This window comes from Polaromonas sp., assembly GCF_039930745.1.
GTDB lineage: Bacteria > Pseudomonadota > Gammaproteobacteria > Burkholderiales > Burkholderiaceae_C > Polaromonas.
In genome coordinates, this window is the sequence record NZ_JBDTTH010000001.1 from 80,299 (window position 1) to 100,733 (window position 20,435).

16 protein-coding genes are annotated in these 20,435 nt (G+C 64.1%); 6 read left to right on the forward strand and 10 right to left on the reverse strand.

The window, feature by feature from the left end:
- Positions 1-155 precede the first annotated feature (155 nt).
- Genes ABI660_RS00380 through ABI660_RS00390 form a run of 3 tightly spaced genes read left to right on the forward strand, consistent with a single transcriptional unit; the run spans position 156 to position 6,571 of the window.
- On the forward strand, positions 156-3,401 hold the full coding sequence (locus ABI660_RS00380) for an efflux RND transporter permease subunit (protein ID WP_348063809.1): 3,246 nt from the start codon (positions 156-158) through the stop codon (positions 3,399-3,401).
- Between the two features lie 8 nt (positions 3,402-3,409).
- Positions 3,410-4,840 carry an efflux transporter outer membrane subunit gene (locus tag ABI660_RS00385; protein ID WP_348063811.1) on the forward strand — a complete coding sequence of 477 codons (1,431 nt, stop codon included), beginning with the start codon at positions 3,410-3,412 and terminating at the stop codon, positions 4,838-4,840.
- Complete coding sequence (locus ABI660_RS00390; RefSeq protein ID WP_348063813.1) at positions 4,841-6,571, forward strand: aldehyde dehydrogenase family protein; 1,731 nt, start codon at positions 4,841-4,843, stop codon at positions 6,569-6,571. It begins immediately after the preceding gene.
- Positions 6,572-6,676: 105 nt separating this feature from the next.
- Here ABI660_RS00390 and ABI660_RS00395 read toward each other — a convergent pair whose 3' ends face one another.
- The 7 genes from ABI660_RS00395 to ABI660_RS00425 form a co-directional block, all read right to left on the reverse strand.
- Entirely contained in the window at positions 6,677-7,207 is a 531-nt protein-coding gene (locus tag ABI660_RS00395) for a YitT family protein (RefSeq protein WP_348063815.1), read from the reverse strand.
- A 106-nt stretch (positions 7,208-7,313) separates the two neighbouring features.
- Positions 7,314-7,829: a hemerythrin domain-containing protein gene (locus tag ABI660_RS00400; protein WP_348063817.1), complete on the reverse strand. Its 516-nt coding sequence runs from the start codon at positions 7,827-7,829 to the stop codon at positions 7,314-7,316.
- A 292-nt stretch (positions 7,830-8,121) separates the two neighbouring features.
- Positions 8,122-8,679: an MOSC domain-containing protein gene (locus ABI660_RS00405; RefSeq protein ID WP_348063819.1), complete on the reverse strand. Its 558-nt coding sequence runs from the start codon at positions 8,677-8,679 to the stop codon at positions 8,122-8,124.
- A 5-nt stretch (positions 8,680-8,684) separates the two neighbouring features.
- Positions 8,685-10,019, reverse strand: coding sequence for a phosphoglucosamine mutase (gene glmM, locus ABI660_RS00410; protein WP_348063821.1), 1,335 nt, complete (start codon positions 10,017-10,019; stop codon positions 8,685-8,687).
- 86 nt (positions 10,020-10,105) lie between these two features.
- Entirely contained in the window at positions 10,106-10,963 is an 858-nt protein-coding gene (folP, locus tag ABI660_RS00415; RefSeq protein WP_348063823.1) for a dihydropteroate synthase, read from the reverse strand.
- Positions 10,964-11,033: 70 nt separating this feature from the next.
- Positions 11,034-12,953, reverse strand: a complete 1,920-nt coding sequence (gene ftsH / locus ABI660_RS00420; RefSeq protein ID WP_348063825.1) for an ATP-dependent zinc metalloprotease FtsH — start codon at positions 12,951-12,953, stop codon at positions 11,034-11,036.
- A 114-nt stretch (positions 12,954-13,067) separates the two neighbouring features.
- Positions 13,068-13,772 carry an RlmE family RNA methyltransferase gene (locus ABI660_RS00425; protein WP_348063827.1) on the reverse strand — a complete coding sequence of 235 codons (705 nt, stop codon included), beginning with the start codon at positions 13,770-13,772 and terminating at the stop codon, positions 13,068-13,070.
- A 268-nt stretch (positions 13,773-14,040) separates the two neighbouring features.
- Here ABI660_RS00425 and yhbY point away from each other — a divergent pair, with 268 nt between their 5' ends.
- The 3 genes from yhbY (at position 14,041) to ABI660_RS00440 (ending at position 17,370) form a co-directional block, all read left to right on the forward strand.
- The gene (gene yhbY, locus ABI660_RS00430) at positions 14,041-14,517 is read left to right on the forward strand and encodes a ribosome assembly RNA-binding protein YhbY (RefSeq protein WP_348063829.1); all 477 of its coding nucleotides are present in this window, start codon (positions 14,041-14,043) and stop codon (positions 14,515-14,517) included.
- A 91-nt stretch (positions 14,518-14,608) separates the two neighbouring features.
- The gene (locus ABI660_RS00435) at positions 14,609-16,693 is read left to right on the forward strand and encodes a M3 family metallopeptidase (protein WP_348063831.1); all 2,085 of its coding nucleotides are present in this window, start codon (positions 14,609-14,611) and stop codon (positions 16,691-16,693) included.
- 20 nt (positions 16,694-16,713) lie between these two features.
- The gene (locus ABI660_RS00440; protein ID WP_348063833.1) at positions 16,714-17,370 is read left to right on the forward strand and encodes a glutaredoxin family protein; all 657 of its coding nucleotides are present in this window, start codon (positions 16,714-16,716) and stop codon (positions 17,368-17,370) included.
- 29 nt (positions 17,371-17,399) lie between these two features.
- On the opposite strand, the gene otnI is transcribed toward ABI660_RS00440, so the two are convergent.
- The 3 genes from otnI to otnK form a co-directional block, all read right to left on the reverse strand.
- Positions 17,400-18,233: a 2-oxo-tetronate isomerase gene (gene otnI / locus ABI660_RS00445; RefSeq protein WP_348063835.1), complete on the reverse strand. Its 834-nt coding sequence runs from the start codon at positions 18,231-18,233 to the stop codon at positions 17,400-17,402.
- 86 nt (positions 18,234-18,319) lie between these two features.
- Positions 18,320-19,003, reverse strand: a complete 684-nt coding sequence (locus tag ABI660_RS00450; RefSeq protein ID WP_348063837.1) for an aldolase — start codon at positions 19,001-19,003, stop codon at positions 18,320-18,322.
- The gene (gene otnK / locus ABI660_RS00455; RefSeq protein WP_348064083.1) at positions 19,000-20,352 is read right to left on the reverse strand and encodes a 3-oxo-tetronate kinase; all 1,353 of its coding nucleotides are present in this window, start codon (positions 20,350-20,352) and stop codon (positions 19,000-19,002) included. The genes ABI660_RS00450 and otnK overlap by 4 nt, the downstream gene beginning before the upstream one ends.
- Positions 20,353-20,435: the final 83 nt, after the last annotated feature.

Below are 20,435 nucleotides of genomic sequence, written 5' to 3' on the forward strand. Positions count from 1 at the left end.
AGACAGCAGGGTCGCCTTTTTCTTTGCTTACTTTCTTTTTGGCGACGCAAAAAGAAAGTGAGTTGCCGCCGGGCAACCCCCGGCTTGCCACACCAACCACCGCCATCGCGAGTTAGCAACGTTCATCAAACGCCCGCCTTCGGAGGAGGCGAAAAGTGAACCTCTCCGAACCCTTCGTCCGCCGCCCAGTAGCCACCGTGCTACTGACCATAGGCCTGGCCCTCGCCGGCATAGGCGCGTTCTTCGTGTTGCCGGTTTCGCCGCTGCCGCAAGTCGATTTTCCTGTCATCTCAGTCAGCGCCTCGCTGCCCGGCGCCAGCCCTTCCACCATGGCCAGTAGCGTTGCGATGCCGCTGGAGCGGCGCCTGGGCACGATTGCCGGCGTCAACGAAATGACCTCCACCAGCGGCACCGGCTCAACCCGCATCAGCCTGCAGTTCGACCTGAACCGCAAGATCGACGCAGCGGCGCGCGAGGTGCAGGCGGCCATCAATGCCTCGCGTGCCGACCTGCCCGCCACCTTGCGCAGCAACCCGACCTACCGCAAGGCGAACCCGGCCGCGGCGCCCGTGATCATTCTGGCGCTGACCTCCAAAACACGTTCGCCCGGACAGATTTACGACGAGGTGTCCAACCTGGTGCAACAAAAAATTGCGCAGGTTCAGGGCGTGGGTGACGTTGAACTGGGCGGTGGTTCGCTGCCGGCCGTGCGGGTGGACCTGCTGCCCTTTGCGCTGAACCGCTACGGCGTCAGTATGGAAGATGTGAGGGCGGCACTGCAGGCCTCCAACGCCAACCGGCCCAAGGGCGCGATTGAAGGCAACGGCCAGCGGTTGCAGATTTATTCGGGCGCCAATACCGCCAGTGGCGGCCGCAAGGCAGCAGACTACCGCGACCTGGTGGTGGCTTGGCGCAACAACGCGGCCATCCGGCTCAGGGATGTGGCCGAGGTGGTGGACGGCGTGGAGAACATCAACACGCTGGGCCTGTTCAATGGCGAGCCGGCCGTCATTGTGCTGGTCACGCGCCAGCCCGACGCCAATGTGATTGCCACAGTGGATGGTGTGCGCGACCTGCTGCCCGAATTGCAGGCCCAGCTGCCGCAGGACGTGGTGCTGCATGTGGCCTCGGACAGCACCAACTCCATCCGCGCCTCGCTCAAGGAGATCGAGATCACACTGCTGATCTCGATTGCGCTGGTGGTGCTGGTGGTCAGCGCTTTTTTGCGCAGCGCGCGTGCCACCGTCATTCCCGCGGTGGCCACCGTGGTCTCGCTGCTCGGCACTTTCGGCGTGATGTATTTTCTGGGCTTCAGCCTGAACAACCTGAGCCTGATGGCACTGACCGTGGCCACCGGCTTTGTGGTGGACGACGCCATCGTGGTGCTGGAAAACACCAGCCGGCATATCGAGGCCGGCATGGACCGCTTCAAGGCCGCATTGCTGGGTGCGCGCGAAGTGGGTTTTACCGTGCTGTCCATCAGCCTGTCGCTGGTGGCGGTATTCATTCCGCTGCTTTTCATGGGCGGGCAAACCGGGCGCCTTTTCCGCGAGTTTGCCGTCACGCTGTCGGCGGCGGTGCTGATTTCGCTGCTGATTTCATTGACCACCACACCCATGATGTGCGCCTGGTTGCTCAAGCCCGACGCGCACACCAAACCGCCGGGGCGGCTGGCGCGCTGGTTCGAAGGCGCTTTCAGGCGTCTGCACCGCGGCTACGAGATTTGCCTGGACTGGGCGCTGGCCAGCCGCGTCATCGTGATGCTGAGCCTGGTGGCGGTGATTGCGCTCAACGCCTACCTGTTTGTCTCGATTCCCAAGGGCTATTTCCCGCAGCAGGACACCGGGCAGATCAGCGGGGGCATACGCGCTGACCGCAGCATTTCCTTCCAGGCCATGCAAAGCAAGCTCAAGGCCATCGTGGACATCATCCGTGCCGACCCGGCCGTCGACACCGTGGTTGGTTTCACCGGCGGCTCGCGCGCCGGCGGCGGCTTCATGTTCATCAACCTCAAGCCGGTGAACCAGCGCACCGACAAGGGCCAGGCGGTGATCGCGCGGCTGCGCCCGCAGCTGGCGCAGATCACCGGCATCAGCATTTTTCTCAACCCGGTGCAGGACTTGCGCGGCGGCGGGCGTTCGAGCAATTCCACCTACCAGTACACCTTGAAAAGCGACAACAACAACGACCTGAAAGTCTGGGCCGTGCGCCTGGCCGAGCAGATGAAACTGCAGTCCGCCCTGACCGATGTGGACACCGACCAGCAGGAAAACGGCGTCGAAACCATGGTTACCGTGGACAAGGAAAGTGCGGCCCGGCTGGGCATCAGCTCGCGCGATGTGGACAACGCACTCTACAACGGCTTCGGCCAGCGCCAGGTGGCCACCATTTACGCCGACCTGAACCAGTACAAGGTCATCATGGGCGTGGCGCCGCGCTACATCCAGAGCCCGGAATCGCTGAAAGACATTTATGTTCCTGCCAAAGGAGGTGGCGGCACGACTCTGGCGAGTGCGGCGCCGGCCACGGCGACCACGGTGGTGAACCCGGCCCTGCGCGACCCCTCTTCCGGCCAGGCGCTGAGCGCATCGGTGACCACCATGGTGCCACTCTCAAGCATTGCACGTTTCAGCGAGAACCCCACGGCCGCATCCATCAGCCATGAAGACGGCGAGCTGTCGACCACCGTGTCGTTCAACCTGGCAGAAGGCATTCCGCTCAGCGAAGCCCAGGATGCGGTGAAACAGGCCGAGGCGGAAATCCGCTTGCCGGCCAATGTGCGCGGCAGTTTTTCCGGTACGGCGCGCAACGCGCAGCAGACGCAGCAGGAACAGCCGCTGCTGATCCTGGCCGCCCTGGTGGTGATCTATATCGTGCTGGGCATCCTGTACGAAAGCCTGGTGCACCCGGTCACGGTACTGTCTACCCTGCCCTCGGCCGGCGTGGGTGCGGTGCTGGCGCTGATGCTGTTCAAGATGGATTTTTCCATCATCGCGCTGATCGGTGTCTTTCTGTTGATCGGCATCGTCAAGAAAAACGCCATCCTGATCATCGACTTCGCCATCGAAGCCGAGCGATCGCGCGGCCTGTCGGCTGTGGAAGCGGTGCGCGAGGCCTGCCTGCTGCGGTTTCGACCGATCCTGATGACCACACTGGCCGCCATGCTGGGCGCGCTGCCGCTGGCCATTGGCTTTGGCGAGGGCGCGGAGCTGCGCCGCCCGCTGGGCATTTCCATCATTGGCGGGCTAATTGCAAGCCAGCTCCTCACCCTGCTGACCACGCCGGTGGTTTACATCCTGCTCGACAAGCTGCGCAGGCGCAGCCCATCCGAGCGCCAGCTCAGCCGCCACCCTGACGATTCCGGCGCGCCGCCCCCCGGTGCGCCGCTGCAACTGCAATGAGGCCAGCCATGCAAACCAGATTGACCTTCTACCCCATCGCCGCCGCGCTGGTGGCAGTGCTCGGCGGCTGCGCCGTGGGCCCCAACTACCAGCGCCCGTCCACACCCGAAGTCAGCCGCTACAAGGAGGCCGAAGGCTGGGTGCCGGCCGCACCGGCCGATACGCTGGAGCGTGGTCCCTGGTGGTCGCTGTTCGGCGACCCGGTACTTGACGGGCTCGCCGCACGCGTTGAGGTGTCCAACCAGAACGTGGCCGTGGCCGTGGCGGCCTACGCCCAGGCACGCGCCCTGGTGCGCGAGCAGCGCGCATCCATTTTTCCGACGGTCGCGCTGAACGGCGGTGCCAGCCGCTCCGGCAGCGGCGGCAGCAGCAGTACCGGCAGCACAACAAGCACCGGCGGACGCACGGGCAACAACTACCAGCTCAGCATAGGCGGCAGCTGGGAGCCTGATGTGTGGGGCCGGCTCGGCCGTGCGGTGGACGGCGCAAAAGCCGGCGAGCAGGCCAGCGCCGCCGACCTGGCGTCTGCCAGGCTCTCGGCACAGGGCGAGCTGGCGACCAATTATTTTTCATTGCGCCAGACGGATGCACAGAAAGCGCTGCTCAGGGACACCATTGACGGCTACGCGCGCGCACTGGAGATCACGCAGAACCGCTACACCGCCGGCATCGCTGCCAAAACCGACGTGCTGCAGGCGCAAACACAACTCGCGAATGCCCAGGCTGACGATGCCGGCCTGGTGCGCCAGCGCGCCCAGCTGGAGCACGCCATTGCCGTGCTGGTCGGTGTAGCGCCGGGCAATTTCTCGATTGCGCCCATGGCCTGGAATCCTTCGGTGCCTGAGGTGCCGCTTGGCATACCTTCGGAGTTGCTGCAGCGCCGCCCCGATATTGCCGCCGCCGAGCGCCGTGTGGCTTCGGCCAACGAACAGATCGGCATCGCCAAGAGCGCTTATTACCCCAGCCTTTCGCTGAGCGCCTCTGCCGGCTCGAGCGCCAGCCGCGTCGCCGACCTCTTTCTGGCTTCCAGCAACGTCTGGTCCATCGGCATCTCGGCCGCGCAGGTGCTTTTCAACGCAGGAGCCACGGGTGCCCGCGTGGAAGGCACCGAGGCTTCCCACCAGCAGGCGGTGGCGCGTTATCGCCAGACCGTGCTGGCTGCTTTCCAGGACGTGGAAGACCAGCTGTCGGCAACCCGCGTCCTGCTAACTCAGCAGGAGCTGCGCCGCCAGGCCTCGCAGGCGGCCGACCAGGTCGAGCAGCAGGTGCTCAACCGCTACCGCAGCGGCCAGGTCGGCTACACCGAAGTGATTGCCGCCCAGGCCACTGCGCTGAGCGCGCGCCGCGCGCTGGTGCAGGCCATGGCTGACAGGCAAACCACCGCCGTGGCACTGATCCAGTCGCTGGGTGGCGGCTGGCAGGCCGGTTCGCCGCCCTGAGTGATCAGGCACCACGCCGTTTCTGGCAACGTCCCGCGCAGCTGTTGCGCGGACAAGGCCCGCATCGTGCGCGACACTCTGGCCATCTTCGACTGGGAGCGCTGCATGTTCGCCAGCAATTCCCCGGTGGCTGGTTTGCCAATAAGCTTTCAGCCCCGGGTGAATGCCTTCTGGCGTATGCTGGGCGGTCTGCCCGCCGATCAACAGCAGGCCGTGATGAGCGGCCATGCCCCGCGTTTTTACCGCATTGATCTTTCACCCCCCCCCTTCGGAACCACATCCATGAACGACTTCAAGAACCTGATCAATGGCCAATGGCTTGCCGGTACCGGCACCAGTGCCAACCGCAACCCTTCCAACATCGCCGACGTGATCGGCGAATACGCCCAGGGCGATGCCGCCCAGGTGGACGCCGCAGTGGCCGCGGCCCAGGCGGCTTTTCCCGCCTGGAGCACAGGCTCCATCCAGGCCCGCTCGGACGCACTCGACAAGATTGGCACGGAAATCCTGGCGCGCCGGGAAGAGCTGGGCACACTGCTCTCGCGCGAGGAAGGAAAAACAAAGGCCGAAGGCATGGGTGAAGCCACTCGCGCCGGCCAGATTTTCAAGTTCTTCGCGGGCGAGTGTCTGCGCCTTTCTGGCGAAACGCTGCCTTCGGTACGCCCCGGCATCGGCGTGGAAATCACGCGCGAACCGGTCGGCGTGGTCGGCCTGATCACGCCCTGGAATTTCCCGATCGCCATTCCGGCCTGGAAAATCGCGCCGGCGCTGGCCTTCGGCAACTGCGTGGTGTTCAAGCCCGCCGACCTCGTGCCGGGCAGCGCCTGGGCGCTGGCCGAAATCATTTCGCGCTCGGGCATTCCGGCCGGCGTGTTCAACCTGGTGATGGGCCCGGGCCGCGTGATCGGCGATGCGTTGGTCAACCATGCTGGCATCCACGCCATCAGCTTCACCGGCTCGGTCGGTGTGGGCAGCCGCATTGCCGAGATCTGCGCCAAAAGCCTCAAGAAGGTCCAGCTCGAAATGGGCGGCAAAAACCCGCAAGTCATCCTGGACGATGCCGACCTGGCCCAGGCGGTGGAGCTGAGCGCGCAGAGCGCGTTTTATTCCACTGGCCAGCGCTGCACGGCTTCGAGCCGCCTGATCGTGACCGAGGGCATCTACCCGGCGTTTGTCAAGGCGCTGCAGGAACGCATGGCGCGCATCAAGGTCGGCGACGCGCTGGCGGCCGGCACCGACATCGGGCCGGTATCTTCACAGGCTCAGCTCGAGCAGGACCTGGGCTACATCGAGATCGGCCAGTCCGAGGGCGCGACCCTGGCATTTGGCGGCGACCGCGTGCAGTGCCACACCGCCAGCGGCGCCGAGGGCTACTTCATGTCACCCGCGCTGTTCACCGACAGCACGCCCGCCATGCGCATCAACCGCGAGGAAATTTTCGGCCCGGTGGCCAGTGTGATCCGCGTGAAGGACTACGAGGCAGCGCTGGCCACGGCGAACGACACACCCTTCGGCCTGTCGGCCGGCATTGCCACCACCTCGCTGAAATACGCCACCCATTTCAAGCGGCACAGCCAGGCCGGCATGGTCATGGTCAACCTGCCGACGGCGGGTGTGGACTACCACGTGCCTTTCGGCGGTCGCAAGGGCTCGAGTTATGGCCCGCGCGAACAGGGCCGCTATGCGCAGGAATTTTTCACCACCGTGAAAACGGCCTACACACTGGCCTGAATCTGACGAGGCGAGGCAGCCGCCTGCTATTCAATCGATAGCTGGCGGTGCCCAATCCTATTGGGGGAAACCGTGATTTACCTGTGAATGTGAGGCGAAAAGCCCTCACATCGCCATGTAGCGGCCGGGGCGGTGGTTGATCGCCAGCGCCAGGTTCAGCACCACCGCACCCAGCACCGACAACGCAACGCGGTCCCAATCGGTAACCCACAGGGCGCCCAGCACAATCAGGCCGTCCATTGCCATCTGCACCTTGCCGGCGCGCCAGCCGAAGCGCTCCTGCAGGTAAAGCACCACGATGTTCAGGCCACCCAGGCTGGCGCCATGACGGAAGACGATGAGCATGCCCGCGCCGCACAGCAGGCCGCCCAGCACGGCAGCCAGTGCCGGCGACAAGTGGCCAAAGGCGAGGCCCTGCGGCAGCAGCCAACTGAAAAGCGACAGCAGGCCCACGGCGGCAAACGTCTTGAGAGTGAAGGCCGGTCCCATGCGCCGCCAGGCAAACGCGTAGAACGGCAGGTTCACGGCAAAAAATGCCAGGCCGAAGCTCAGGCCGGTGGCATAGTGCACCAGGAAGGCGATGCCGGCCGTGCCGCCCGTCAGCAAGCCGGCATGGCCGAACATCACCACGCCCACGCCACGAACAGGGTGCCCGTGCTCAACGCCTGGATGTCCTGGTGCAGGCGATGGCGCAGTACGGCCGGTGCGTGGACGCCGGGCACAGTACTGGCCGGCGCGGAGTTCATGCCGCCTGGGCAGTGGGAACGGCGGGCTCGGGTTGTGCGTCGTCGGAGCAGCTGGCGCCGCCGCAACCGTGAATGATGTCCCGGGGCAAAGCCTCGGGCATGCTCACCACACCGGTGGCCGGGTCGTACCCCGTGCCGCGCAGGTGCAGCGCGAGCGCGGCGTCCATGGTCTGCGCATGCTGGGGGAACCAGAGGGCCAGCTCGCGCGCCATATGGCGCAGCGTCTCCAGCTTGCCCGCCTCGGCAGCCGACAGGCCTTCACGCATGACCTGCAGCACCACCTTGTGCTGCACGCTGTGGCAGTTGGTGGACGAAAAGCGTGTGTCCTGCATCCAGCGGTCTTCCCGAGTGAAGTGTTCGCCAGTGTGGTCCAGCAGCACACGCCAGTGATCCAGCAGCGCGGAGTCCGCAGCCGTTTCCACTTGCGCCAGCAGCTCCACAAATTCACGGTGGGTGTCATCCATGGCGGGCAGCTCAAGCGCCAGCGCATCAGACCATTCAAGACTCGGCATGTTCAGGGCTCCTCAGGCAATGCACAAGCTTACGCAAAGCCGGTCTGAAAAAATTTGATCCATGTCATTCCATTTCTAAATCATCCGTGCACTTTGTCGGCTTCGCTAGCCGTACGTCTGTACTGTCGTCGCTTCGCCTTCGCGTTCACGAATGATGTAGAAAAGGAATCGTGGAGCCATGCCTTGAAGGCGATGGTTCCTGCACCTGTAGAAGGGACGAGTCACTATGTTTTTTATAGCTGTCTGCGCCCGCATGGATTGGGCTGGCGGCCTATTTCGCTGCAAAAATCGGCTAAACCGGCACCAGTGGCCGGTGCGGCGATGGCGGCAGCGCGATGCGGATGGCATCACCCGCGCCGACGTCTCCGCCGGCAAGCACCACGCCCATCACACCCGCTTTGCGTATCAGCTGGCCGCTGCTGTCGTGCTTCAGCACGGCGGCCATCAGGCCTTGCTGGAAGCGGTCAATCTGGCTGCAGGGGTTGCGCAGGCCGGTGATTTCCACTACGGCCTCGCTGCCCAGATGCAGCCGTGTCCCCGCAGGCAAGGCCAACAGGTCCACCCCACGCGTGGTGATGTTTTCGCCGAGGTCGCCGGGGCGCACGGTAAAACCGCCGGCCTGCAGCTCTTCAAACAGTTCGGCGTGCAGCAAATGCACCTGCCGCAAATTGGGCTGGCTCGGGTCACGCGCCACGCGCGAGCGGTGCTGCACGGTCACCCCCGCATGGGCGTCACCTTCCACACCCAGGCCGGCCATGAGTCTGACGGCGGCTTCTGGAAATTTGCTGAAATCGTGGCGGCTGCTGCGGTGAACCGCAAGCACCGCGGCCATGCCGGCAGCGCCACTCATTTGATTCAGCCGGCCTTGACCGCCGCCACCAGGCGCTCGGCGCAGGCTAGTGCCTGCCGCGCTTCGCGGGCTTCCACCATCACGCGCAGCAATGGTTCGGTGCCGCTGGCCCGGATCAGCACGCGGCCATGATTGGCAAGTTCTGCCTGCACGGCTTTGGTTTCCGAAGCCAGCAAGGTGTTGCTGGTCCAGTCCTGGCCCGGCTGCAGGCGCACATTGAGAAGGGTCTGTGGAAACAGCGTGACGTCGGCCAGCAGCTGGGCCAAGCTTTTACCGCTGCGCACACAGGCCTGCAGTACCTGCAGCGCACTGATCAGGCCGTCGCCGGTGCTGTGTTTGTCGAGGGCCAGCAGATGGCCGGAACCTTCCCCGCCGAGCAGCCAGCCCCTTTTTTCAAGCTCTTCGAGCACATAACGGTCGCCCACCTTGGCGCGGACGAACTCGACACCCCTGGCCTTCAGGGCCACTTCAACCGCCATGTTGGTCATGAGCGTACCGACCGCGCCAGGCACCACCTCGCCGCGCGCCAGACGCTCGGCCACCATCAGGTAGAGCACTTCGTCGCCGTTGAAAAGACGGCCTTCGGCGTCCACCAGCTGCAGGCGGTCGGCATCGCCGTCCAGCGCCACGCCGTAATCCGCGCCATGGGCCTTGACTGCCTTGATCAGCGCCTCGGGGTGGGTTGCACCGACCTCGTGGTTGATGTTCATGCCGTCGGGCGCGCAGCCAATGGCGATGACCTCGGCACCCAGCTCGTGAAAGACCTCGGGGGCAATGTGATACGCCGCGCCGTGCGCGGCATCCACCACGACCTTCATGCCCTTGAGCGTGAGGTCGCTGGCATAGGTGCTTTTGCAAAATTCGATGTAGCGGCCGGCAGCGTCGTCGAGGCGGCGCGTCTTGCCCAGATTGGGCGAGTCAGCCCACACCGGCGCTTCTTCCAGCACGGCTTCGACCTCCTGCTCCCAGCTGTCCGGCAGCTTGCAGCCCAGGGCGCTGAAAAACTTGATGCCATTGTCGGGGAAGGCGTTGTGGCTGGCACTGATCACCACGCCCAGGCTGGCACGCTGCGTGCGTGTGAGGTAGGCCACGCCCGGTGTCGGCAGCGGCCCGAGCAGCACCACATCCACCCCGGCGGAATTGAAGCCCGACTCGAGCGCGCTCTCCAGCATGTAGCCCGAAATACGCGTGTCCTTGCCGATCACCACCGTTGGCCGCGCTTCGGTTTTCTTGAGCACCCTGCCGACGGCGTGGGCCAGTCGCAGCACAAAGTCGGGCGTGATGGGCGCCTGGCCCACGGTACCGCGAATGCCGTCGGTGCCGAAGTATTTTCTGGTCATGAAGTTTTGTCCCTGCGAAGCTTGTTGTTCTGAAAATGTGGGCCTATTTTAGGTCGGCCTGCCCTGCTTTCGTGTCGGCCAAAGCCTCAGCGTGCGGCGCCCCAGACCTTCAAAGCCTGCACCGTCTCACGCACATCATGCACGCGCACCACCCGCGCACCGCGGTCCACGGCCAGCACGGCCGCCGTCACGCTGGGAACCATCCGGTCGGCAATGTCCAGCTGGGCGACGCTGGCCAGTGAGGTGCTGGTCACCGCGGCTAACGAGGACTTGCGCGACCAGCCGGCCAGCAGCGGATAACCGGCAGACAGCAGCTCGCGCTGGCGCGCCAGCAATGAAAAATTTTGCGCCACGGTCTTGCCGAACCCGATGCCCGGGTCCAGCACGATGCGGCCGGCGGCCACGCCCAGGGCCTGTAGCTCTGTGGCTACCTGCGCAAGGAAAGACAGCACTTGCGGCACCACGTCGCCCTCCATGGGCGCGACCTGCATAGTCTGCGGCTCGCGATGCATGTGCATCAGGCAAACGCCGCAGGCCGGGTGTGCCGCCACCACGGCGGCGGCTCCCGGCTGGCGCAGGGCCCAGATGTCGTTGATGATGTCGGCGCCCAGGTCGAGCACGGCTTCCATCACTTCGGGCTTGTAGGTGTCCACCGAGACCGGCACGCCCAGGGTGACGGCATGGCGCACCACAGGCAGCACACGCGCCAGTTCCTCGGCCAGTGGCACCGGCGGCGCGCCGGGGCGGCTGGATTCGCCGCCGATGTCGAGCATGTCGGCGCCGTCCTGAATGAGCCGGGCGCAATGGTCGAACGCGGCCCGTTCGCCGCTGCCTTTGGAAAAGAACTTGCCGCCGTCTGAAAACGAGTCAGGCGTGACGTTGACAATGCCCATGACGCGTGGCTGGGACAAGTCGATGGAAAAGCGTGAGGTCTGCCAGATCATCCGGTGCTCCCTGAAAAGGCCTGCCAAAGAAAAACCGGGGACGAGCCCCGGTTTTAGTGAGAAAGGGGGATCAGGCGGCTGTAGGCGCCGGATCCGTGCTGACCGCCGGGGTACCGCCGCTGGGGCCACCACCACCCACGGAGGGGTTGCGCGGCGTCCAGTCTTTCGGTGGCCGCGGATCCTTGCCCGCCATGATGTCGTCGAGCTGATCGCCGTCGATGGTTTCCCATTCCAGCAAGGCTTTGGCCATGGCGTGGATCTTGTCCTGGTTGTCTTCGATCAGCTTGCGCGCCTGGGCGTACTGCTGGTCGATGATGCGGCGCACCTCCTCATCAACTTTTTTCAAGGTCGACTCGCTCATGTTGTTGGTTTTGGTCACCGACCGGCCGAGGAACACTTCGCCCTCGTTTTCGGCGTAAACCATGGGGCCCAATGCCTCGCTCATGCCGTAACGCGTGACCATGTCCCTGGCCAGTGCCGTCGCACGCTCGAAGTCGTTGCTGGCGCCGGTGGTCATCTGGTGCATGAACACCTCTTCGGCAATGCGGCCGCCGAACAACATGCTGATCTGGCTGAGCATGTATTCGCGGTCATAGCTGTAGCGGTCTTGTGCCGGCAGGCTCATGGTGACGCCCAGTGCACGGCCGCGCGGAATGATGGTGACCTTGTGCACCGGGTCGCACTTAGGCAGCATCTTGCCAAGCAGCGCATGGCCGGACTCGTGGTAGGCCGTGTTGCGGCGCTCCGACTCGGGCATGACCATGCTCTTGCGCTCGGGGCCCATCAGGATCTTGTCTTTGGCTTTTTCGAAGTCCTGCATTTCCACAGTGCGCGCACTGCGGCGAGCGGCCATCAGGGCAGCTTCGTTGCAAAGATTGGCGAGGTCGGCACCGGACATGCCGGGCGTGCCGCGAGCGATCACGCTGGCATTGACGTCCTGGCCGAGCGGCACCTTGCGCATGTGTACGTTGAGAATCTGTTCACGGCCGCGGATGTCGGGCAGCGTCACATAAACCTGGCGGTCAAAACGGCCGGGGCGCAGCAAGGCGGCGTCCAGGATGTCGGGGCGGTTGGTGGCAGCCACCACGATCACGCCGACATTGGTTTCAAAGCCGTCCATCTCGACCAGCATCTGGTTCAGGGTCTGCTCGCGCTCGTCATTGCCACCACCCAGGCCAGCGCCGCGCTGGCGGCCAACGGCGTCGATTTCATCGATGAAGATGATGCAGGGGGCGTTTTTCTTGGCGTTGTCGAACATGTCGCGCACGCGGGCCGCGCCCACGCCGACAAACATTTCAACAAAGTCGGAGCCGGAGATCGAGAAGAAGGGAACCTTGGCCTCGCCGGCAATGCCTTTGGCGAGCAGGGTCTTGCCGGTGCCGGGAGGGCCGACCAGCAGCAGGCCGCGCGGAATGCGGCCGCCGAGTTTCTGGAATTTCTGAGGATCTTTCAGGAAATCGACAACTTCCTTGACCTCTTCCTTGGCCTCGTCGCAGCCGGCAACGTCGGCAAAAGTCACGGGATTGGTGGACTCGTCCAGCATGCGGGCCTTGGACTTGCCGAAGCTGAACGCCCCGCCCTTGCCGCCGCCCTGCATCTGCCTCATGAAATAGACCCAGACACCGATCAGCAGCAGCATCGGGCCCCAGCTGACCAGCAGGGTCATGAGCAGGGAGCCTTCTTCGCGCGGCTTGACGTCGAACTTGACGTCGTTGGCAATCAGGTCGCCGACCAGCCCGCGATCAAGGTAGGTGGCGGTGGTGCGGACCCTGCGGTCGTCTGTGGTGACGGCGGAGATTTCGGTGCCGCCCTGGCCTTCGGCGATGGTCGCGGATTTGATGCGTTTGCCGCGTACTTCCTCCAGGAACTCCGAATACCCCAGGTAATTGGTACCGGCGACACCGCGTGTATCAAATTGCTTGAAAACGGTGAAGAGCACCATGGCGATCACCAGCCAGATTGCAATTTTGGAAAACCACTGATTGTTCAAGGATGTCTCCGATAGAGGAACACAAGGCACATGCGCCTGATTTTAGGCGTTTCAAGGGCAAAAACCGCACGCGGTGTATGGGACATCCCTTGGTTTGAAGCGGGATTGCGGTATTTATTGCGTTTCAGCAAGCTCAGTCGCTTGGGAAAGCCTGCTTTTAAGACCCATGCCGACCAGAAAGGTTTCCGACGAATTGGAACGCGAGGCCTTCGGTTTGAAGGGCTTGACCACCTTGAAGGTTTCCTTGAACAGCTTGACCAGAGGGCTGTAGGCGCCGCCGTGGAACAGCTTGGCCACCAGCGCACCTTCTGGTTTGAGATGCTGCACGGAAAAATCCACCGCCAGCTCCACCAGATGGGCAATGCGGGCGGCATCTGCCGAGTCAATGCCAGAGAGGTTGGGCGCCATGTCGGAGATCACCACATCAACCTTGGTAAACCCTTGATCAGCGGACAAAGTCTGCTCCAAAATCTGTAGCACTTCGGGTTCCCGGAAATCGCCTTGGATGAAGGTCACGCCTTCGATCGGGTCCATCGGCAGGATGTCCAGCGCCACGATGCGTCCGTTCAGCGCACCCGCTGCCGCACCCGAAGGCGACAGCTTGCGCCGCGCATACTGGCTCCACGCGCCGGGCACACTGCCCAGGTCCACCACGCAGTTGCCGGGCCGGATCAGCCCCAGCGTCTCATCGATTTCCTTGAGCTTGTAGGCCGCCCGCGCCCGATAGCCCTCTTTCTGGGCCAGCTTGACGTAGGTGTCGTTGACGTGGTCATTCAGCCACGCTTTATTGACCTTTTTGCTTTGGGTTTTTACTTTCATGTCCGTATTGTCCTCTCACCAATCCTGGAAACCGCAGTTGAACGTGCCCGAGTGGGCCGTCCTGGGGTGGGCTGGGTAGGCAAGACGACGCAGCGGGCTGATGCCCGCAAGGAGGAGCAACGCCGCCAGCACGCGCCAGGGCGGCGCAATCGGGTGCGTAGCGCTCTCCCCCCAAAAGATGAATTTGTACGTGAGTGAGAAGAGTGCATCCATGTAGTTCGGCCTGCGTGAATGAGCGGTCAACTGCGGCTTCCAGGATAATCGGGGCATGGCTCAAATACTACTTACCCCCGCCCAACGCAAAGACCACCGCGCCGAGGCCCATCACCTTGATCCGGTTGTCATGGTCGGTTCGGACGGCCTGACCGCCGCCGTCAAAAAAGAAATCGACGCCGCGCTCAAGGCGCACGGCCTGATCAAGGTCCGCGTGCAGTCGGACGACCGCCCCGGTCGCGAAGCCATGTTCCAGGCCCTGGCCGACGAACTGGGTGCTGCGCCCATCCAGCACATCGGCAAACTGCTGGTGCTGTGGCGGCCCATGCCGGAAAAGGAAAAGAAGGTCAACGAAGACCGCATGCCCGGCCCGCGCGACGTCAAGGTGCTGAAAAACAGCGCGCGTTACGGACAGCGACCGGAAGTCAAAACCTTACGCGTGCTCGGCAACCAGCGCCTGACGCCGGGCGGCACGGTCAAACGGGCCAAGCCCAAAAAGCAGCAAAGCGCCAAGAAGCGCGCCCAGGGTTGAGCCATGCCGGGCCTTCTGGCCGGCTTTCCTTTTTTAGTCGCCACGTCTCATATCTCTTTAGATTCGGTGCCAGCGCCCATAGTTGATTGCCATGACCTCTACGCCCACCCCCAACCCGCTCCTCGATTTTTCCGACCTGCCACTGTTTGACCGCATCACGCCCGAGCATGTCGGCTCTGCGATCGACGTGCTGCTCGGGCAGGCTGAAACGGCCCTTGAGCAGGTCACGGCACCGGCCTTCCCGGCGCGCTGGACCGACATTGCCGGTGTGCTCGACATAGCCACCGAAAACCTGAGCCGGGCCTGGGGCGCTGTCAGCCACCTCAACGGCGTGGCCGACACGCCCGAACTGCGCGCCGCCTACAACGCGGCCCTGCCCCGCGTCACCGAGTTCTGGACGCGCCTGGGCGCCGACGAACGGTTGTACGCCAAGTACAAGGCCATTGATGTCGCCACGCTGAACCCCGAACAGCGCCAGGCGCACAAAAACGCCATGCGCAACTTTGTCCTTTCAGGCGCCGAGCTGGTGGGCGCGGCCAAGGAACGTTTTGCCGCCATCCAGGAGCGGCAGGCCGAGCTGAGCCAGAAGTTCAGCGAAAACGCGCTCGACGCGACCGATGCCTATGCCTACTACGCCCGGGAAGATGAACTGGCCGGCGTGCCGGACGATGTGGTGCAGACAGCCCGCGCACAGGCCGAGGCCGAAGGCAAGGGCGGCTACAAACTCACGCTCAAAATGCCCTGCTACCTGCCGGTCATGCAGTTTGCCGAGAGCTCCGCACTGCGCGAAACCCTGTACCGAGCCTACAGCACCCGCGCCAGCGACCAGGCCGCGCCCGAATTCAGCCGCTTCGACAACAGTGCCGTGATGCAGGAAATCCTGGCGCTGCGTCTGGAAGAGGCGCAATTGCTGGGCTACCGCAACTTCGGCGAGGTGTCGGTGGTCGCCAAGATGGCCGATTCGCCGGACCAGGTGATCAGTTTCCTGCGCGACCTGGGTCAGCGTGCCAAGCCTTACGGCCTCAAGGACGTGGCCGACCTGCGCACCTTCGCCGGGGAAAAGCTGGGCCTGAAGAACCCACAGCCCTGGGACTATGCCTTTATCGGCGAAAAGCTCAAGGAAGCGCGTTACGCCTTCAGCGAGCAGGAGGTCAAGCAGTATTTCACCGCGCCCAAGGTACTGGCCGGCCTGTTCAAGATTGTCGAAACGCTGTTTGAAGTGACAATCCACCCTGACAGCGCCCCGGTATGGAACCCCGGTGTCGAGTTTTACCGCATCGAACGCGATGGACAACTGGTCGGCCAGTTTTACCTGGACCGGCCGGCCCGCACCGGCAAACGCGGCGGCGCCTGGATGGACGACGTGCGCGCCCGCTGGCTGCGCCCGGACACGGGCAGGCTGCAGACCCCGGTGGCGCACCTGGTCTGCAACTTTGCCGACGGCGTGGGTGGCAAGCCGGCCCTGCTGACACACGACGACGTGACCACCCTGTTTCACGAATTCGGCCATGGCCTGCACCACATGCTGACGCAGGTGAACGAGCGCGATGTTTCGGGCATCAGCGGCGTCGAGTGGGACGCGGTCGAGCTGCCCAGCCAGTTCATGGAGAACTTCTGCTGGGAATGGGACGTGCTCAAACACATGACGGCTCACGTGGACACTGGTGAGCCATTGCCGCGCGCGCTGTTCGACAAGATGCTGGCCGCGAAGAACTTCCAGAGCGGCATGCAGACCCTGAGGCAAATCGAGTTTTCGCTGTTCGACATGCTGCTGCACACGCAGTGGCAGCCGGGCGGCAACGTGATGGCCCTGCTGACTGAAGTCCGCAAGGAGTATGCGGTGATCACACCGCCGCCCTACAGCCGCACCGCGCACACATTCAGTCACATTTTCTCGGGTGGCTACGCAGCGGGCTACTACAGCTACAAATGGGCAGAAGTTCTCTCGGCGGACGCTTATGCTGCCTTCGAGGAGAGTGCACAAAGCGCCACACCTGCAGGTATAAACACTGATGCCGGAGCCCTGCCCAGCACCGTTACGGTAGAAACTGGCAGAAAATACCGCCAGGCCATCCTGGAAGCGGGTGGCAGCCGCCCGGCGATGGAATCCTTCAAGGCCTTTCGCGGCCGCGAACCCTCGATCGACGCGTTGCTGCGCCACCAGGGCATGGCATGAGAAACCTCAACGGAGCTGGTATGACCTTATCGAACGCTATTAAATTTGCAGCAGTCAGCGCAGCAGTGGTGCTGGCTTCTGGCACTTTTTCCTCTATTTCCCAGGCACAGCAGGTTTACCGCATTGTCGGCCCGGATGGCAAGGTGACCTTCTCCGACCAGCCGCCGCCGGCTGCAAGCAAGGCCAAGGTCACAGCGGCCGGTGCCGGTGGCGCCGGGGGTATCTCGACCGCCTCGCTGCCTTTCGAGTTGCGCAAAGTGGTGGGCCAGTACCCGGTGACCCTGTACACGGGCGCGAACTGCGCCCCCTGCGGCTCGGCCCGCTCCATGTTGACCACACGCGGCATCCCGTTCGCGGAAAAAACCGTGACCACCAACGAAGACACACAGGCCCTGCAGCGCATCAGCGGCGACGCCTCCCTGCCCTTCCTGACCATCGGCAGCCAGCAGCTCAAGGGCTTCTCCGACGCGGAATGGACACAGTTTCTTGATGCGGCGGGTTATCCGAAATCATCGATACTGCCGTCCAGCTACATCCAGACCGCCGCCACGCCCCTGGTCATAGTCGCCGCCCCGGCTGCCGCACCCGCCACCGCCGCGGCGCGGCCGCAGGGGCCGGCCACACCTGCCACCCCGGCAGCTCCGCCACCGAGCAATCCCGCCGGAATCCGTTTCTAGGCCCAGACCCGATTGGACCATTGCCGTGCTCAGCGCGGCAGCCAGCCCAGCCCGGCGGAAGTACCGCCCGGCAACCCGCCTTTTTTCGGCCGGTACTCGCAGCCCAGCCAGCCATCCCAGCCGCAGGCCTGCGACACCTCGTCGATCACACCGAACAGATAGGGGTAATTGACTTCCCCGATGTCGGGCTCGTGCCGCTCCGGTACGCCGGCGATCTGGAAATGACCGACCCGCCCCGTGGGTAGGTACTGTCGGATTTTGGTCGCCACATCACCTTCGACAATCTGGCAGTGGTACAGGTCCATCTGCACCTTGAGGTTGGGCGCACCGACCTCGGCCACGATCTCGTGCGCATGGTCTTGCCGGTTCAGAAAGAAACGCGGCACGTCGCGCGTGTTGATCGGCTCGATCAGCACGTCCCGACCGTGTTTGGCGGCCTCGGCCGAGGCCCAGCGCAGGTTGGCGACGTACAGCGGCCGCAGTTCCTCGCGCTCGCTGCCTGTTGCCAGCAGGCCGGCCATCAGGTGGATGCGCGGGCACGACAGCGCTTCTGCATAGTCCAGGGCCAGCAGCACACCGGTGCGAAATTCCGCTTCGCGGCCAGGCACCGCGGCGGTGCCGCGAACGCCGGACTGGTCCCAGGCCTGGGCGATGGACGCCGCATCGGTGCCGCCCGGTGGCGCGTTGAACAACACCTGCTGCAGGCCGTTGCCCTTCAGGCGTGCGGCCAGCTCGTGCTTGCTGAACGCATAAGGGAAAAGAAACTCCACGGCCTTGAAGCCATCTTTTGCAGCGGCCTCGAAGCGGTCCAGAAAGGGCAGCTCGGGGTACATCATGGACAGGTTGGCGGCGAATTTCGGCATGGTGGCTTCTTTGAAATGCTATCGAATGAATAGCTGTTAGCGTAGTCAGATAAAGGGCTACAGGCCGATCTGACTACAAAAACCCGCTACCAGCGGGCGCCGAAGGTCTGGCGCAGTTCATCGATCTGCGCAGCGGTCAAAGGCTGCACGGTGGTGCCCGCCATACAGGCGAGCCTGGCGGTTTCCTCAAGTTCTTCCAGCACGGCCATGGCCGCGGCCGGGCTCTGGTGCCAGACATTGGGACCCAGCCGTGCGAGCATGACCGCGCGTATCGGCGTGCCTCGCTGGCCGTAAGCGGTGATAGCTTCGACCACCTGCCTTGCGGCAGCGGCATCGCCAGGGCGGTGGTAGTCGATCACTGGCACATGGCCGACCTTCATCACGAAATAAGGCGTGAGGGCCGGCAGCAACTTGTCGCCGGTGGCACGCAGGCTCAGCGCGACGCAATGGGTGGAGTGGGTGTGGATCACGCAGCGCGTTGCCGGGTCGAACTTCAACGCTGCCGCGTAGATGCCAGCATGCAACGCAATGGTCTTGCTGGCGGTGTCGCCGCTGACTTGTTTTGCATCGGCATCCAGCCGGGCCAACCGCGCCGGGTCCAGGAAACCCAGGCAGGCATCCGTGGGCGTGATCAGGAAACCGCCGCCCGCCGACTCATCCAGGCGAAGACTGATGTTGCCGGCCGTCGCATGCACGTAGCCGCGCTCGAACAGGCTTTTGCCCACGCGGCAGATCTCTTCTCTGGCCTGGTTTTCGGTGAGTACGGTCATGCCAGCATCGTAAAGGCTTTGATAAAGAAGTCGTCAGTGCCGAAGTTGCCGGACTTCAGCGCTAAGTGGAGGCCGTCATTGCCAGCCAGGGCCGACGACCGCCGGGCCGCCCCAAGGTCGGCGACGCCCCCTTGGGGGGCAGCGAGGATACGCAGTGCCGAGCGTGGGGGCTCTATTGCCGCATGACACCAGGGCACGCCAGGGTCGATCTGCGGGCCGATCTGCATCTGCGTGATGCCCAGCGTCTGCACGCAGGCGCCCGAGGTTTCACCGCCGGCCACCACCAGTTGCCGCACGCCCAGTTGCACCAGGCCGCGCGCCACCGCGGCCAGCGTGCGCTCGACCATGGCGCCGGCTTCTTCCACACCCAGACGGCTCTGCACGGATTTCACGTCGCCACTGTCGGCGGTGGAATAAACCAGCACCGGCCCATGGGCCAGCAGCGGCCGGGCCCAGGCCAGCACCTCGGCCACCACATCGGCGCCTGAGGCAATTCGCAGCGGATCAATCGCCAGCGCCGGGTGGCCCTGTTTCATGAAATCCAGCACCTGCCGGTTGGTTGCCAGCGAGCAGCTGCCCGACACCACCGCTTGCAGGCCGCTGGCAGCCGGCAAGCGGCTGGCCTGGTCTGAGGGCGTGATGCCGAAATTAGCAGGCAAGCCAATGGCCACGCCGGAGCCGGCCGTCACCAGCGGCATGTCCTTAAGTGCCGGGCCCAGGCGCAGCAGGTCCTCGTTGGACACCGCGTCCACAATCGCCACGCCCACACCTTCTGCCTGCAACTGCGCCATGCACTCGCGCACTGCAGCCGCGCCGCGCGCCAACACAGTGTGGTCGATCAGCCCGACACGCCGTGTCGTCTGCGCCTGCATCACCCGCACCAGATTCGCGTCCGCCATGGGTGTCAGCGGATGGTTCTGCATGCCGCTTTCATTGAGCAGCACATCGCCCACAAACAGGTAGCCCTTGAACACCGTGCGCTGGTTGTCGGGAAAAGCCGGGGTGGCAATCGTGAAGCCGGTCTGGAGCGCGTCCATCAACACTTCGGTCACCGGGCCGATATTGCCTTGCGCTGTGCTGTCGAAGGTCGAGCAGTACTTGAAATAAATCTGCTGCGCGCCTTGGGCTTGCAGCCAGGCCAAAGCGGCCAGCGATTCGGCAATGGCCTGGTCAGGCGACACGGTGCGCGATTTGAGCGCGACCACCACGGCATCCACCTCGGCGCCCAGCGGAGCATCCGGCACGCCAATGGTCTGCACCACACGCATGCCGGCGCGCACCAGGTTATTCGCCAGATCCGTTGCACCTGTGAAGTCGTCGGCAATGCAACCCAGACATAGAGCCCCCACGCTTGTCGCTTCGCGTACTGCGCTGCCCCCCGCGGGGGCGCTGCGCCTGCGGGCCGGCAAAGCCGGACCCGCGGCCCCGGCTG